This is a genomic window from Bradyrhizobium sp. (assembly GCF_036735945.1).
Taxonomy (GTDB): Bacteria; Pseudomonadota; Alphaproteobacteria; order Rhizobiales; family Xanthobacteraceae; genus Bradyrhizobium.
The window spans coordinates 40,162-54,468 of the sequence record NZ_DAINNI010000009.1 but is presented as its reverse complement, the minus strand read 5'-3'; the positions used below and the strand labels follow the sequence as shown (position 1 = coordinate 54,468).

The window sequence follows — 14,307 nt, the reverse complement described above, 5'->3', positions numbered from 1 at the left end:
GCCAGGAATTCCTGCGCCGGCAGATCGAAAGATGCTCTCACTACGTCTTCGCCAACACGTCATTTCCGAGTAAGCGAGTGGTTCGGCTGGGCTTCATTATCGGCTTCATTGCGCTGATCGGAGTTCTGCTCTCCGGTCTCGCGGCCTATCGCGTCCACGAGCAGGAATTGGCGCTCGACGGCATTGCGCTGGCCCGCGCCATCGACGTCCACGCCAGCCTGGTGCAGGACCGACTGACCGAGCGCGAATTGCTCGCGCGTGTTGCGTCCGGCCTGTTTCGCTCCCCGCAGGTGGTGAAGGCCAACATGCTGCAGCCGCTGCGCTCGGCGATCTATGCCTTCAAGACCGATTTCGTCACCGCATCCTGGATCGCGCGGCTCAAGCCTGCGGATTTTGCCGCTGCGCAAGCCGAACTGAAAAGCGCCGGCTTCCCCAATCCGACGATCCGCGATTTCGACGACCAGCCGCTCGACCTCACGACGATCGACAAGCCGCTCGACGTCATGATGGACGTCGAGCCGCGCAACGCCGACATGCTGGGCTTTCCGGGCCGCGCCTTCGAGCGCCATTCGGCAATCGGGCCGATGCTGGCGCAGGCGGCGACGACGGGCAAGCCGGTGGCGTCGGATCCGATCCCGCTGCTGAAGAAGGACGGGCCGGTCGGCATCGTGCTCGCCTCGGCCATCTTGAAGGAAGGCACCACCGAGCCGGTTGGCTTCATCGCGTTCTCCTACGAGCTGGCGCCGCTGATGCTGACCAACGACGACCGCTCGCTGTTTTCGGTGGTGCTCAAGGATCCGAATGATGCCAGCGATGAATATGTCGCCAACGAGCAGGGCGTCGTCACCTTGCGCCCGCTGAAGCAGGGCGATCCATTGCCGTCGGTGGTGCGCACCGTGACGTTCGGCGGCCGCGACTGGTCGCTCGCCTACTACGCCAAGAACAACGCCGCCCAGCGCGCGCAGCAGACCGCGATCGTCGTCGCGGCCATCGGCCTTGCGCTCACCGGCATCATCTGCGGCCTGTTCGGCTATGTCGCCTACAACAACCTGCGGCTCAGCCGCGAGATCCAGGTCCGCATCGGATTCGAGCGGCGGCTGACCGCCGTGATCGACGAGCTGAACCACCGGGTCAAGAACATCCTGGCGGTGATCCAGTCGATCGTGACGCGCACGCTGCGGCACGGCTCCGACATGGATGTCTCGCGCGATCTCCTGATCGGCCGCATCCATGCGATGTCGAACGTGGTGACGCTGCTCAGCGAAAGCCAGTGGCAGGGCGTCAAGCTCAAGGGCCTGTTCGAATCGCGCGCCATCCCGCATGCCGACCGCATCGTGGTGAACGGCCCGGATATCGCGGTGAGCGCCCGCGCCGCGCAGTCGCTGTCGCTCCTGTTCTTCGAGCTCGCCTCGCATTCCGACGAGGGCCTGTCGCTGGTCGGCAAGCATCCGCATATCGTCGCGAACTGGGAAGTCACCGGCGAGGAGCCGGACATGATCTTCCATTTCCGCTGGGAGGAGTTCAACACCAGCTCCGCGACGCGGCGGGAGGACAGCGATTTCGGCCTCATCCTGCTCGACCGCGTCGCGCCGGAAGCGCTCGGCGGCACCGCCAAGCGCTACTTCACCGACGTCAGCTATGTCTATGAGCTCACCGCGCCGATGGCCACCGTCGTCGACATGACCGAGCGCGACCGCACCGGCGAGATTTCCGCGCCGGTACGCCCGGTGGTGCGATGAGGTCGTCTTAACCTCGCCCCGCTTGTGGCCGCTTGCGAGGGAGAGGTCGCCGCGCTCTTGCGCGGCGGGTGAGGGGGTACCCCAACCCTTTCCCCGGCACGGGAGAGGGAGATGACCGCGGCCGGAACCCCGTCACCTCTCCATGCATTACTGCTCCATCATTCGCACGATGGAGGAGTTCATCATGGGACGTTATCTGCTGCTGTGGCTGCTCGGCGTGCCGATCCCGATCCTGATTCTGATCTACGCCTTCGGCGGCTTGCACTGAGGCTACGGGCTACACCCGACAACGATACATCGAAATAAAAAGGGCGGCCACCAAGGCCGCCCTGTTCGTTTCAGATCGATGGCGTCGATCAGCCGCCATTGCCGCCGATCACGGCGCGCACGGTCTCGTCGGGTCCGAAATCCTCGGCGCCTTCGACATAGAGCAGTGCCGAGAGTTTCGAGCGCGCGCGGTTGACGCGGCTCTTGATGGTGCCGACCGCGCAGCCGCAGATCGCGGCGGCGTCCTCATAGGAGAAGCCGGAGGCACCGACCAGGATCAGCGCCTCACGCTGGTCCTGCGGCAGCTTCTCGAGCGCGGCGCGAAACTCCTCGAACTCCAGATGCGCGCTTTGCGACGGCTGGGTCTTCAGGGTTTTCGCATAATTGCCCTCGGCGTCCTCGACCTCGCGCCGCCGCTTCCGGTAGTCGGAGCGAAACAGGTTGCGCAGGATGGTGAACAGCCACGCCGGCAGGTTCGAGCCGGGCTGGAACGAGTCGATGTTGGCAATGGCGCGCAGCAACGTCTCCTGAACGAGGTCGTCCGCGCGATCGCCATTGCCCGAGAGCGAGATCGCGAACGCGCGCAGGCTAGGCACCGACGCCAAAATATCGTCGCGAAGTGAGTCGGTGAGAGGCATTAGTCCCTCCCGTCATTTTTTGCTGGGTCGTCCATCTGGGCCGCCGCCGCTTCCGGCCCATCGAGCTTGCGGATCAGCTCCGCAAAGCGGTCCGGCACGCCCTGTCGGACCACATCATCGTACATGGCGCGGAGCTGATGGCCGATCCTCGATTGAATCTCGGCATTGAGCCCGCCCTGCTTCTTTACTTCCTTCATGGTCTCATCCACGCTTCCCCGAGAGTTAATTCTCTGTGGTTTCAAGAGGTTACCTCGAAATTAGGCCTTGGCCGCCGCGTTGTCGGTCAAAGGCTAATGCGAATAGTTGCGGAAGGTTCCGAATTGCTGGAACTTTTTTTGGAACTTTTCCGCGTCCCGCGAGTAATCGGGGGACAAGGGGAACCAGGGTCCCCCCGCCCAACACTGAAACTGACGCCCGAAGTGGGCGTCTTGGTTACGTCCGCCCGGCTGAGACCCTAAGTTAAGGCCAGAATACGGCCCAATATAAGGATGGAATGGGGATGTCCCGATCACAGCTCGTTGCTGAACATCTGCCGCTGTTGCGGCGCTATGCCCGTGCACTGACCGGAAACCAGGCCTCTGGCGACGCCTATGTGGCCGCCATGCTGGAGGCGTTGCTGCAGGATCCCTCGCTGCTGGACGAACGGCATGGCCCGCGCGCCGGTCTGTTCAAGCTGTTCACCCAGATCTGGAATTCGGTCTCGCTCAACGAAAACCCCGAAGTCACGACGCTGGCGCTGCCGCCGGAGCGAAGGCTGTCGAACATCACGCCGCTGCCGCGGCAGGCGTTCCTGTTGCTCTCGCTCGAAGGCTTCTCCGAGGAGGAGGTGGCGTTCATCCTCAATACCGATATCGCCGAGACCCGGCGGTTGACCGATACCGCCGGCCGCGAGATGGCGGCGGAAATCGCCACCGATGTATTGATCATCGAGGACGAGACCTTCATCGCGATGGACCTCGAAAGCCTCGTGAAGAATCTCGGCCACAATGTGATCGGCGTGGCGCGCACCCATGCCGACGCGGTGGCGCTGGCGAAGAACAAGAAGCCCGGCCTGATCCTCGCCGACATCCAGCTCGCCGACGGTTCGTCCGGCCTCGACGCCGTCAACGAATTGCTGCGCGTGTTCGAGGTGCCGGTGGTGTTCATCACGGCGTATCCGGAGCGCTTCCTGACCGGCGAGCGGCCCGAGCCCGCGTTCCTGATCTCAAAGCCGTTCCAGCCCGCGATGGTTTCGGCGGTGGCGAGCCAGGCGCTGTTCTTCCAGCGCAACTCGCGCAACCGCGCCCCGCGCGCCGCTACCGGCTAGCCGAAGTAACGCAAGATTTGAAATGATCCGGCGCGCCCCACTGCACGCCGGATTTTTCTTGGCCCGTGGTTCGACGACCTTCCACGCCATTCTGTGAGTGAGATCGATGAGCATTGGGCTGATCGCGCTTCTCGATGATATCGCCGCGATCGCAAAGGTCGCCGCGGCCTCGCTCGATGATGTGGCGAGCCAGGCAGCCAAGGCGGGCGCGAAGGCGGCGGGTGTCGTCATCGACGACACCGCCGTTACACCGGGTTACGTCATCGGGTTCGAGCCGAAGCGCGAACTTCCCATCGTCGGCAAGATCGCGGCGGGCTCGATGCGCAACAAGCTCCTGTTGCTGCTGCCGGCGGCGCTGCTGCTCAGCTATTTCCTGCCGTCCGCGATCACGCCGCTCCTGATGCTGGGCGGCGCCTATCTCTGCTACGAAGGCGTGGAGAAGGTGTTCCATGCCATCATGCCGCATAGCGCGCAGCAGCATGAATCCCAGCTTGGCAGCGTGGCGCTGAACGCGAAGTCGGTCGAGGACGAGAAGGTTGCGAGCGCCATCAAGACCGATTTCATCCTGTCCGCCGAGATCATGGCGATCACGCTGGCGGCGCTGCCCGCGGGAAGCCTGTGGATGCAGGCCGCGGTGCTCGCGGTCGTCGGCATCGGAATCACCGTCGCCGTGTATGGCATGGTGGCGCTGATCGTGAAGGCCGACGATGTCGGTGTGGCGCTGGCACGCGGCGGCGCCACGCGCGCGGGCCGTGCGATTGGACGCGGCATGGTCCGAGGCATGCCCGGGCTGCTGAAAATTCTCGGCGTGGTCGGCACTGCCGCGATGATCTGGGTTGGCGGCGGCATCGTCCTGCATGGGCTTGAGGTCTACGGACCGCCTTCGATCCACCACGCCATTCACACGGCGGGGCAGGCTGCAGGTCACGCCTTTCCTCCGGCAGCCGGTCTCCTCGCGTGGATCGCCGAGGCTGCGATCTCTGGTATCGTCGGGCTCGTGGTCGGCGCCGCGTCAATTCCCGCCGTCGGATTCCTGCTGGCGCCGGCATGGGCGAGCCTGAAGCGCCTGCATGCGAACAAAAACGCGTGATCCTCGCCGCGCGTCGCATGGCGGGGGCGGGCGATGTGAACCAGATCACGTTGCGGCCTCCGCGCCGGCGCTATGGTGATCTCCTGATTCATCGCCGAGCCTGCGGAGTTCACGTCCCCGGGCGCAGCGATTGCCAGGTTCAGGGCCAGGTCCTCCCCCTGGCTCGGGCCACCAGCTTCGATCTCCATAGCTGGTCGGACTATCCGGCGTGTCCCACCGGCGCGCCGGATTTTTTTATGCGCAAGAGCCATGCATGCTCCGAGATGGAGCGGCGAATATCCGGCTGCTAAGAAGCCGCGATGGATGCGGGGCGTCGCGACAAATGGATCGGCTTTCTCTGCCTCGGCGTCACCGCGTTCGGCTGGGCGCTGAACTGGCCGCTGATGAAGCTGCTGCTGCAGCAATGGCCGCCGCTGTTCGCCCGAGGACTTGCCGGCGTGGTTGCCGCGCTGATCCTGTTCTCGATCGCCAGGGCGCGGCGGCAGCCGCTCGGCGTGCCGCGCGAGGCGGTGTCGCGGCTGTTGTTCGCATCCTTCACCAATGTCTTCGCCTGGATGGGCTTTGGCACGGTGGCGATGAAATTCGTGCCCGTGGGTGAGGGCGCGCTGATCGCCTACACCATGCCGATCTGGGCGACGCTGCTGGCCTGGCCGTTGGCCGGCGTGCGGCCCAAGCTTGCCGATATCGCAGCGCTCGTGCTCGGCGTTGGCGGTATCGCCGTGCTGCTCGGCGGCAATGGGTTCTCCTTCGATGGTGGACGGATCATCGGGATTATCCTGCTGTTCTCCGCCGCCATCCTGTTTGCGATCGGCAACATCCTGAACCGCGTGCCGTTGCCGATGCCCCCTCTGGTCGTGGTTGCCTGGCAGGTCGGGCTGGGCTGCCTCGTGATGCTGGTCCTCGGCGTTGCGTTCGAGCAGCCAAACTATCTGGCGCTCACGGCGGGTGGGCTCGCCTGCTTCGTCTACATGACGCTGGTGCCGATGGGCATCTGCTATCTCACCTGGTTCGAGACCCTGCGCCGCCTGCCGCCGTCGTCGGCCTCAACCGGCATGCTGCTGGTGCCCCTGATCGGCGTGATCTCGGCGGCCCTGATTCTCGGCGAGCCGCTCGGCCTGCGCGAAGTCGCAGCCATCGTGCTCACGCTCGGCGGCGTGACGCTGGCGCTGCAGAAGGCTTGATACCGCTGCATTGCCGGTTGAACTGCGCCTGCCGCCCGCATAGGCTTGCGGCAGCAACAACAAAATAACAACCGGAAACGCCCGTTACCCGATGCAGTCCGCCGAGCGGCCTCTCCCCTACCGCCGGGGCCTGATCATCGTTGCGACCATGGCGACCGCCTATGTCGCCAGCCATTTCTTCCGCGCCTCCAACGTCACCATCGGCCTCGATCTGATGCGCGATCTCTCGATCGGGCCGGGCGCGCTGGGGGCGCTGACCGGCGCGTTCTTCTTCGGTTTTTCCGCGATGCAGATTCCCTGCGGCTTCTTCTTCGATCGTTTCGGGCCGCGCTACACCGTGGCCGGCATGCTGATCGTCGCCAGTATCGGCGGCGCGCTGTTCACGCTGGCGCCAAGCTGGCCGGTGCTGCTGACCGGGCGTGTGCTGATGGGCGCGGGCTGCGGCGTGATGCTGATCGGCAGCATGGTGCTGATCTCGCGCTGGTTTGCACCGGACCGCTTCTCGACGCTGACGGCGATCGTGCTGTCGATCGGCCTGCTCGGCAACCTCGCGGCCACCACGCCGCTGGCCTGGGCGACGGAGGCGGTCGGCTGGCGCCCGGTGTTCGGCGCCGTCGTGATCTTCACAGCGCTGGCGACGATAGCGATCTTCCTCGTGGTGCGCGACGCGCCGCCCGGCCATCCCTTTCTCAGCCGCAAGGCGGAGCCGCCGGGCGAGATGCTTCGCGGCCTCGTCGAAGTGCTGCGCAATCCGCTGCTGAAGCCGATCCTGGCGCTGAACTTCTGTAACTATGCCTGCACCTTCACCGTGCAGGGCCTGTGGGGCGGACCGTTCCTGCGCGAGGTCCATGGCCTCAGCCCGATCGCGGCCGGCAATGTGCTGTTCTTCGCGGTCATCGCCTATCAATGCGGCATGCTTGCGTTCGGTCCGCTCGACCGCCGGCTCGACACCCGCAAGGGAATTGCGATCGGCGGCACGCTGGTAATCATCGCCCTGCTCGCGATCCTCGCGCTGTTCCCGGATCCGCCGGCCTGGCTGCCGATCTCTGTCATCATCGCCATGGGATTCTTCTCGGCCTCCAGCACCATGGTGATGACCCACGGCCGCGGCATCTTCCCAGACCGGCTGATCGGCCGCGGCATCTCGACGATGAACACGTCCGTGATGCTCGGCGTCGCCTGCATGCAGACGCTTTCCGGCATCATCATCGGCGCCTTCGAGCCGCTGGCCGGCGGCGCGCGCACGGAAGACGCCTATCGCGCGCTGTTCGGTACGCTGACCGTGGTGCTGATCGTCGCGGTCGCGATCTACAGCCGCTCGCAGGACGTCAGGCCGAGCGAGGAGATGAAGGCGAGGCAGTGAGTCGACGGCTGGCGCTCTGCCGCTCATCGCCCGTGAAGACGCTGGACTGGCTGGCGACGGCGACGCCCGAGCAGATCGCGGCGACGGTTCCGGAAGAATACGGGCTCGGCGACAAAGCACTTTACATCGCCGCGCTGAAGGCGACAAAAGAGACACATTCTCTCGACGGAAGGATCGCGTCCGGGGACGCAGCCAGCGAGGGGACCTGCTGATGAAGACGGAGCCGTCGTTTAAGGCGTTCTCCATCGATTTTTCGAAGACCGTGGATATGCGGTTCCTCGAAGAGGAATTGAGTTTCGGCGGAGCGAGAAGGATAACAGGCCGTTCGACTGAAAGGGCGGCCTGTTATCCGATCCGACTCGCCTCAGCTATTTGCGGGCGCGCGGCGGTCGAAGGAATAAGCCGAACGGTCAGCCCGCCAGCCGCGACAGCCCCTGCCAGTCGAAGTTTATGCCATGCCCGGGCCGTGGCGGCGCCAGGGCCATCCCGTCATTGAGCACGAGCGGATGTTCGATATAGCGGTCGAGGCCGAATCCATGCGCTTCCAGATAGGAGCGGTTCGGGCAGGCGGCGAGCAGGTGCACGGTCACGTCATGCGCGCCGTGGCTGGTCACCGGCAGATTGAAGGCTTCGGCAAGCCGCGCAATTTTCATGAAGGCGGTGACGCCGCCACAATTGGTGACGTCGGGCTCCGGATAGGACACCGCGCCGGCGACGATGTAGTTCTTGAACTCCCATAGCGAGCGCAGGTTTTCACCCGCCGCGATCGGCACGCCGCCGGCCGCCATGATGCGGGCGTGGCCGCCGACATCGTCGGGGATGATCGGTTCTTCCAGCCAGGTCAAATCGTAGGGCCGGAACGCGCGGGCGGCGCGGATGGCTTCCTCGACCGTCCACTTCATGTTGGCGTCGACCATCAGCGGAAAGCCGTCGCCGAGATGCTTGCGCATCGCCTGCACCCGCGCGACGTCGGAGGCGAGATCGGGCCGGCCGGCCTTCATCTTGATCGCGCGAAAGCCCTTGGCGAGATTGCCATCGGTCTGCTTCAGCAACTCGGCGACGGAGAGATCGAGGTCGATGCCGCCGGCATAGCAGGGCACGCGGGCGTCGAAGCCGCCCAGCAGCCGGTGAAGCGGCAGATTGGCGCGGCGCGCCTTCAGGTCCCACAGCGCGATGTCGAGCGCCGATTGCGCCAGCACCGGCGGCCCGCCACGCCCGCCATAATGCAGGCCCCACCAGACCTGATGCCAGATTGCCTCGGTGTCGTCGGCCTCGCGGCCCTCGATCATGCCTGGAATTTCCCGCCGCAGAATGTCGGCCACCGCGCCGCCGTTGCGCCCGACGGTATAGGTGTAGCCGACGCCCTCGGCGCCATCGCCGTCGTGGATGCGGACGGTGATCAGTTCGAAGGCGGTGATCTCGCCATGCGTGCTGTCGGAGAGCGTGATCGTCAGGGGGATCCGGTACAATCCGGTCTCGATCTTCTTGATGCGTGCCATTGTGCTTTCATCCCGGCTTTTTGTGGCACGTTAGGTCGGTCGAGGGGCTAGGGCAACCGGTGGCAATGGCGTCGTCCTCCCACGATCGTTGTTTGAAATTCCGATGGATCACTTCTAGTTGTGTTGATTCTGAAGCCGACGCATGTTCGTTGATCCAGATCAACGCTTGTCGCTCGGCGAAATGCGTTGGTTGCAATTGCGTGCGCAGGTGAGGTTAGCGTCGGCCAATGTGAGACCGGCGTCGAGGCGGCGACCTTGGGGAAGACTGGCCGCGGCTCCCGCTCATCGTTATCGCCCATGCTCGCCGCTGCGCGAGCGCTTGCGGGACGGGTCATGACAGACCGATACGACACACCCTGGGGGGTGTGGAGCCTTGGATGCCCCTTGCGCGATACTTCCTCCTCGTTGGCGGAGCACTGCTTCTCGCCTTGCTTGGCGCCGGCGCGTTTCTGCCGTCGCTGCCGGCCGTTGAGCACGCCGAAAGTCATCGTGCGGAGATCCGAATTCATCCCGCGATGAAGCTGCCGGAACGCGTGGTGTTCGACACCAGCGTCCCGGCGGTGACCCATCGCGTAGAGGCCGTTACAGCCGAAGTTGCCGCGCCAGTCCCGCCATCCGCCGAGGACGTCTCTGCCAAGTCGCGGCAGGCGTTTGCGCAGGTGCAACCATCCGATCTGAACAGGTCGAAACTCCCTGACGCGAAGCGCTCCGGGATCAAATCTGCGCATTCGCGGAAGGCACCGCGCAAGGTGAGGCTTGCGCGACAGCAGCAGTTCGATTGGTTCGGCGGCAGGATGTGGTGGTGAAAACAGGGGACGGCGAGCGAAGCTGCACGGGTGTCATCGAGACGTGAATGACCTGAGCTCAACGGAGGCCACGCCTCCTCTCCAACAACAAGCGCCACCCAAGAACGCGCAACGGTCAGACTGCGAAATGCATCATCGAACGGGGCAAACAGCCAGGAGCAGAAGCATGACCAGGAAATCCTTGACCAAGATTGCAATTGCGGTATCGACCTTTGCTTGCGCGGGATTGCTCTCCGTCAGTTGGTCTCAGCAACGCGGCGTCTCGCTGTCGGTCGATGAAGCCCAGGCGCGGGTCGGCCGGCCCCTTACCCCCGTGAGCGTTGCCGGTGTCGCGCGCCGCCAGACACGGCGAGCCGCGTACGGCTACGGGGTCGGCGCAGGCGTCGCGGGAGCGGCAGCCGTTGCCACGGCAGGCGCTGTCGCCGCCGCAACGTCACCCGGCTATTACGGCTGGGGAAACACCGGTTACTATGGCAACAACTGGAATAATGCCTACGCCGCCCAGGCGGCCGATCCCCATTTCGGCCAGCCGTATTACCCGGCCAGGGTCCGCGCCGGAGTCTCTCCCTACTACGGCTATAGCGGATGGGAAGATTACTCCGGGCGCAACTTCTTCAAATGCGTACCCGGCACGATGACCAAGCTGGATGACGGCCGGATGTATCCTTGCCAGTAGGTTATCCGAAAACAGTCAGGCGGCGGCTCGACCAGCGGCTCCCTGATGCTTTGCGGCGTCCGTGGGCGCGCATTCGCGACGACGGCTGCGCGCGACGAGGTTCAAGAAAAAAGCCCCGGCCATGGCCGGGGCTTGAAGTCCGCTGGAGATAGCCTGCCTGTCAGTAGCGCGCGGCGATCGGCGCCCCATAGCCGCCGAAGCGGTAGTTGATGCGCAACGTGACCATGTCGACGTCCTGGTTGATGCGGTTGAGCGCACCGGCGACGATGGGGTTCGCCACCGAGAACGAGTTGTTCGCATCGCCCATGAACAGGTGATCGTATTCGAGGCCGACCGACCAGTTCGGTGTAAAGCCGTATTCGAACCCGACGCCGACCGCGCCGCCCCAGCGCGTGGAGTTGGCCGAGGCCACGCTGAGTCCGTCGATCGTGGTGAGGATATCGTAGCTGTTGCTCGTCACGGCAGCGCCGCCCTTGACGTAAAACAGCGCCGCGTTCCAGGCGTAGCCGACCTGCCCGGTGAAGAGACCGATGCCGTCGGTACGCACCCGGGTCGAGAATCTCTGGTCGATCAGGCTGAGGCGCGTGTTGCTGAGATCGGCCCAATCGCCTTGCGCTTCCAGGCCGAACACCCAGCCGCCGGTCTGCCAGCGATAGCCGATCTGCCCACCGATCAGACCGCCGGAGCGATCGCTGCAGGCGTCAGCGACAACCAGTCCCGCCGCAGTGACGAAGTCCCAGCAATTGCGGCTCGATCCCCAGCCGCCGTTGCCGCCAATGTAGAAGCCGCTCCAGTTATAGATCACCGGCAGCGGAGCTGGAGGCACGGCCTTGACGGCCATGTCGGCAGCCGATGCAGGAGCGGTGGCCTCGGCCCCGATAATTGCCGCGAGACTGACAGCGGCGGCCAATAACTTTCTCATCGCAGAGTCCCCTTTTTCATCAGTTCACGCACTCGACGCATGTGCACGGTTGCGTGCAAATCACTTGCACTACACTGCAAAACTAGTCTGCGTCGGAGGATACCCGCGTAACGGAATGGCAACACCCAAGCGCAATCCCTGTGCACGCGATCGTGCACTACTCGCGATCCCCACGGCTCGGCTGATCGCTGTCGCATTCTTCATGGGCGAGCCAGGCGTAGATCTGTGAGGACGGGACGATTTGTTTGGGCGTGTGAGGATTGAGCGTCCCGGCGAATACCGTCAGGCCTTCTTCGAGCTTCGCGCGCGCGAATGTCTTGGCCTCGGCTTCCGTGACAAACGTCCTTGTCTCGCGAGGGCTGCGCTGCCTGGGCAGGATGCCCCGTTTGCGAACTTCGAAAGTGACGTACCAGATCGGCGTCATTGCACCCGTCACCATCGTTCCTCGGACCGCGCCGCTGGTCGCGTCGAGACCCGGCTCGCGCGAACGCAAAGGCTGCGCGGCTGGGACACAACCGCATCTTGTGCATGCGCTCCAGAACGAAATCCGGTTGTTGATGTAAATCAAGAGACGCTCGTCACTCCCGAGAAAGGCTCAGTTCTCACAGGGAGGACATCGCCATGAAGCGGATTGCCGTTACGCGGATACTGCTCGTTGCAGCCACGCTGGCGTGCGGACTTGGCTCGATTGAATGGTCGCAGGATCGCGGTCTTGCGCTATCGGTTCAAGGCGCCGAAGCGAGGGTCGGACGTCCTGCAACACCGGTCAGCGTCGCCGGCGTCGCGCGTCGCACCACCCGGCGGGCAGTGGTAGGCGGCGCCGCGGTAGGCGCGGCGGCTGCCGGCACGGCATGTGTCCGCGTGCTTGTGAACGGCGCCTACGTCTGTCGCTGAGGTGCCCTCCGCAGCAGCGTCTATTGCAAGCTGCGAAAAAAGCAGGGCGCGACCGGCATCACCACGGTCGCGCCCTACGTCGCCGGTCAATGGGGCAGGGGGAATAACCGGCTGCCGGGATGACTCCGAGGCCCCCGACTTCGTTCCCGTTGTTTCCGAATATTTTTCGTACACGGTTAAGTGATCGAGTGGCGTCGGACCTCCTGCGGGTCGCTTCGGGTTGTGTCTTCGTCGCCATTGGGGCGAGGGACAGGTTGTCATGTCGCAGATTTTCAAAGCGTTTTTTGTTGTTCTCGCCGGTTCCGCAACATTCGGCGCGGTCCAGTTCGCCTCCGGCCATGACCTCTCGGACTTTCGGCAGTTCGCCGCAACCGCGCCGGTGTCGGACGTCAACCGCGCGGGCAAGGCCGATCGCGGGGCGCTCAAGGCCGCCTCCAGGGACACCGAGACGGTCACGATCCGGGCCATGGGCCTCGACGACATGTCCGTGGTCGTTCGCGTTCCCGTCGCCAGGGAGGCGCGGAACCGTCCCGAGCCGCCGGCCAGGCCCAATGCATTGAAGCCCGCCGGATCGAAGACCGCCGTCGCCTGCGAGCCGCCGGTCAGCATGCTGACCGAAGTCGCCAAGCTGCTCCAGCCCGGCCGCTGCGTGACGTGATCGCGTCGCCGATCTTGTGATGGCCGGTGGGCACGCTGTCGCTTTGCCCACCCGACGGCGCCTGTGATGCGTTTGCCCGACGGGCAACTCACTTCTGGTTTTCAGAATCCGAGTCAAGCCCCGGAAATAAAAACATTCCGCTTCCGTTCTCACCCCAAATCAGCGGATAATCCCGCTCGTCTCACCGCAGATGAGGGGCGTCGGCCATCGTCACCAGCGTGCAGTGAGATGCGATGGACGCCGATGGCGCGATAGACGTAGCGCGCCGGAAGCGTACGGTGAAGTCGTGTGGTTCTGGCGCCGTGGTGCTGGCGTTAAGTCCGAAGGGTGCGAAAGCGTCCTGCGGGCGACGGAGGCAAAAGAGCCGTTCTCCGAGAAGAGCGCGAAGTAAGCCGTAAAGCCATTGCGCAGGGAAGGCCGGGATGCTCCCGCCGAACCTGTATGCTCGTGTGCATCTCTTGCTATGCGCAACAGCACACGAGACCGCGGGTGCGGCGCGCACCCGGTCTTCCCTGCGCCCTCAGATTGGAGAGGGCGACCAACGAGATACAAACCTCGGGCAAAACATGTCGCGAGATCGCAGCGTCATATTTAACTGTCATCGTCCGCCTTGTGCGCAATTGCGCACTGGGGCGGACGATCCAGTTTTCAGAGACGCCAATGATTGAACCGAGAGGCCGCGGCGTACTGGATCCTCCGCATGCGCGGAGGATGACAGTGGTGTGTGCGGCTACTCCGCCGGCGCCTCGTTGCTGTCTGCGTTGGCGCGGCTGGCGAGGAAGCCCAGTGCCAGGCCGCCGACGGCGAGGATCGGGATCAGACGCTTGACGCCGACGGCGCGGATCACCTGGATGCCGACCGCTAGCATCGCCGGATCGGACAGCATGCTCTGGGCGGTGGATTTTGCGGCTCTCGCCGCCTGCTCGGCGCGCGCCGCGATTTGCCGCTTGCGCATCATGTAGCAGCCGGCGGCGATCAGGGTGACGACGAAGAAGACCGCGGCTCCCGTGAGGCAGGCCTGCACGGGACCGTAATGCTGAAGCACAAAGACGAAGGCCGCCGCGCACAGAAAGGCGGTCGTGATCAGCAAGGCCACGGCCGCGGCCATCGCCAGTGAGGTCAGCCGCAGCGCACTGCCGGTGGATTCCTTGAAATCATCGATGAAGCGCTGAAGCATGGACGAGCCTCGATCTGAAAACGACGTCAACGAAACAGGTCGCGCGGCGTCGCGACCGACCCGCACCGGAAAAGAGTCCCGGCGCCGGAAT

At 64.5% G+C, this 14,307-nt stretch carries 17 protein-coding genes; 11 read left to right on the top strand and 6 right to left on the bottom strand.

All coding sequences use genetic code 11. The features are described from left to right. Positions 1 to 77: 77 nt before the first annotated feature. On the top strand, positions 78 to 1,739 hold the full coding sequence (locus V7E26_RS05290) for a CHASE domain-containing protein (RefSeq protein ID WP_324414207.1): 1,662 nt from the start codon (positions 78 to 80) through the stop codon (positions 1,737 to 1,739). A gap of 142 nt (positions 1,740 to 1,881) precedes the next feature. After that, entirely contained in the window at positions 1,882 to 2,007 is a 126-nt protein-coding gene (locus V7E26_RS05285) for a hypothetical protein (protein WP_324414205.1), read from the top strand. 88 nt (positions 2,008 to 2,095) lie between these two features. Here V7E26_RS05285 and V7E26_RS05280 read toward each other — a convergent pair whose 3' ends face one another. Beyond that, positions 2,096 to 2,644, bottom strand: a complete 549-nt coding sequence (locus V7E26_RS05280; protein WP_324414202.1) for a sigma-70 family RNA polymerase sigma factor — start codon at positions 2,642 to 2,644, stop codon at positions 2,096 to 2,098. After that, positions 2,644 to 2,841, bottom strand: coding sequence for a NepR family anti-sigma factor (locus V7E26_RS05275; RefSeq protein WP_324414200.1), 198 nt, complete (start codon positions 2,839 to 2,841; stop codon positions 2,644 to 2,646). Before V7E26_RS05275 ends, V7E26_RS05280 begins: the two co-directional genes overlap by 1 nt. A gap of 302 nt (positions 2,842 to 3,143) precedes the next feature. Between V7E26_RS05275 and V7E26_RS05270 the strand changes: the two genes are divergently transcribed. From V7E26_RS05270 to V7E26_RS05250, 5 genes are all read left to right on the top strand, one after another. After that, complete coding sequence (locus tag V7E26_RS05270) at positions 3,144 to 3,950, top strand: response regulator (protein WP_324414199.1); 807 nt, start codon at positions 3,144 to 3,146, stop codon at positions 3,948 to 3,950. Between the two features lie 106 nt (positions 3,951 to 4,056). Then, on the top strand, positions 4,057 to 5,040 hold the full coding sequence (locus tag V7E26_RS05265) for a DUF808 domain-containing protein (RefSeq protein ID WP_324414198.1): 984 nt from the start codon (positions 4,057 to 4,059) through the stop codon (positions 5,038 to 5,040). Between the two features lie 299 nt (positions 5,041 to 5,339). Continuing rightward, positions 5,340 to 6,221 (top strand): DMT family transporter, encoded by an 882-nt coding sequence (locus V7E26_RS05260; protein WP_324414196.1) that lies wholly within the window; start codon positions 5,340 to 5,342, stop codon positions 6,219 to 6,221. A gap of 91 nt (positions 6,222 to 6,312) precedes the next feature. After that, entirely contained in the window at positions 6,313 to 7,584 is a 1,272-nt protein-coding gene (locus V7E26_RS05255; RefSeq protein ID WP_324414194.1) for an MFS transporter, read from the top strand. 32 nt (positions 7,585 to 7,616) lie between these two features. Beyond that, a complete protein-coding gene (locus V7E26_RS05250) occupies positions 7,617 to 7,796 on the top strand; it encodes a hypothetical protein (protein ID WP_324414192.1) in 180 nt (59 codons plus the stop codon). Between the two features lie 198 nt (positions 7,797 to 7,994). On the opposite strand, the gene V7E26_RS05245 is transcribed toward V7E26_RS05250, so the two are convergent. Further along, the gene (locus V7E26_RS05245) at positions 7,995 to 9,083 is read right to left on the bottom strand and encodes a mandelate racemase/muconate lactonizing enzyme family protein (protein WP_324414190.1); all 1,089 of its coding nucleotides are present in this window, start codon (positions 9,081 to 9,083) and stop codon (positions 7,995 to 7,997) included. A gap of 377 nt (positions 9,084 to 9,460) precedes the next feature. Here V7E26_RS05245 and V7E26_RS05240 point away from each other — a divergent pair, with 377 nt between their 5' ends. Then, positions 9,461 to 9,889, top strand: coding sequence for a hypothetical protein (locus V7E26_RS05240; protein WP_324414188.1), 429 nt, complete (start codon positions 9,461 to 9,463; stop codon positions 9,887 to 9,889). A 166-nt stretch (positions 9,890 to 10,055) separates the two neighbouring features. After that, positions 10,056 to 10,565 (top strand): hypothetical protein, encoded by a 510-nt coding sequence (locus tag V7E26_RS05235; protein WP_324414186.1) that lies wholly within the window; start codon positions 10,056 to 10,058, stop codon positions 10,563 to 10,565. 160 nt (positions 10,566 to 10,725) lie between these two features. Here the strand turns inward: V7E26_RS05235 and V7E26_RS05230 are convergent, their stop codons facing one another. Beyond that, a complete protein-coding gene (locus V7E26_RS05230; RefSeq protein ID WP_324414184.1) occupies positions 10,726 to 11,487 on the bottom strand; it encodes an outer membrane protein in 762 nt (253 codons plus the stop codon). 157 nt (positions 11,488 to 11,644) lie between these two features. After that, positions 11,645 to 12,055 carry a hypothetical protein gene (locus V7E26_RS05225; RefSeq protein WP_324414182.1) on the bottom strand — a complete coding sequence of 137 codons (411 nt, stop codon included), beginning with the start codon at positions 12,053 to 12,055 and terminating at the stop codon, positions 11,645 to 11,647. A 53-nt stretch (positions 12,056 to 12,108) separates the two neighbouring features. Here V7E26_RS05225 and V7E26_RS05220 point away from each other — a divergent pair, with 53 nt between their 5' ends. Together V7E26_RS05220 and V7E26_RS05215 are read left to right on the top strand one after the other, a co-directional pair. Then, positions 12,109 to 12,381 carry a hypothetical protein gene (locus V7E26_RS05220; RefSeq protein WP_324414180.1) on the top strand — a complete coding sequence of 91 codons (273 nt, stop codon included), beginning with the start codon at positions 12,109 to 12,111 and terminating at the stop codon, positions 12,379 to 12,381. 259 nt (positions 12,382 to 12,640) lie between these two features. Next, positions 12,641 to 13,039 carry a hypothetical protein gene (locus V7E26_RS05215; protein WP_324414178.1) on the top strand — a complete coding sequence of 133 codons (399 nt, stop codon included), beginning with the start codon at positions 12,641 to 12,643 and terminating at the stop codon, positions 13,037 to 13,039. A 730-nt stretch (positions 13,040 to 13,769) separates the two neighbouring features. On the opposite strand, the gene V7E26_RS05210 is transcribed toward V7E26_RS05215, so the two are convergent. Continuing rightward, a complete protein-coding gene (locus V7E26_RS05210) occupies positions 13,770 to 14,216 on the bottom strand; it encodes a hypothetical protein (RefSeq protein ID WP_324414176.1) in 447 nt (148 codons plus the stop codon). Positions 14,217 to 14,307 lie beyond the last annotated feature (91 nt).

Coding starts and splice junctions, on each gene's coding strand:
- V7E26_RS05285 (WP_324414205.1), top strand. CDS start 1,882: ATGCATTACTGCTCCATCATTCGCACGATGGAGGAGTTCATCATGGGA.
- V7E26_RS05280 (WP_324414202.1), bottom strand. CDS start 2,644: ATGCCTCTCACCGACTCACTTCGCGACGATATTTTGGCGTCGGTGCCT.
- V7E26_RS05275 (WP_324414200.1), bottom strand. CDS start 2,841: ATGAAGGAAGTAAAGAAGCAGGGCGGGCTCAATGCCGAGATTCAATCG.
- V7E26_RS05270 (WP_324414199.1), top strand. CDS start 3,144: ATGTCCCGATCACAGCTCGTTGCTGAACATCTGCCGCTGTTGCGGCGC.
- V7E26_RS05265 (WP_324414198.1), top strand. CDS start 4,057: ATGAGCATTGGGCTGATCGCGCTTCTCGATGATATCGCCGCGATCGCA.
- V7E26_RS05260 (WP_324414196.1), top strand. CDS start 5,340: ATGGATGCGGGGCGTCGCGACAAATGGATCGGCTTTCTCTGCCTCGGC.
- V7E26_RS05255 (WP_324414194.1), top strand. CDS start 6,313: ATGCAGTCCGCCGAGCGGCCTCTCCCCTACCGCCGGGGCCTGATCATC.
- V7E26_RS05245 (WP_324414190.1), bottom strand. CDS start 9,083: ATGGCACGCATCAAGAAGATCGAGACCGGATTGTACCGGATCCCCCTG.
- V7E26_RS05240 (WP_324414188.1), top strand. CDS start 9,461: ATGCCCCTTGCGCGATACTTCCTCCTCGTTGGCGGAGCACTGCTTCTC.
- V7E26_RS05235 (WP_324414186.1), top strand. CDS start 10,056: ATGACCAGGAAATCCTTGACCAAGATTGCAATTGCGGTATCGACCTTT.
- V7E26_RS05230 (WP_324414184.1), bottom strand. CDS start 11,487: ATGAGAAAGTTATTGGCCGCCGCTGTCAGTCTCGCGGCAATTATCGGG.
- V7E26_RS05220 (WP_324414180.1), top strand. CDS start 12,109: ATGAAGCGGATTGCCGTTACGCGGATACTGCTCGTTGCAGCCACGCTG.
- V7E26_RS05215 (WP_324414178.1), top strand. CDS start 12,641: ATGTCGCAGATTTTCAAAGCGTTTTTTGTTGTTCTCGCCGGTTCCGCA.
- V7E26_RS05210 (WP_324414176.1), bottom strand. CDS start 14,216: ATGCTTCAGCGCTTCATCGATGATTTCAAGGAATCCACCGGCAGTGCG.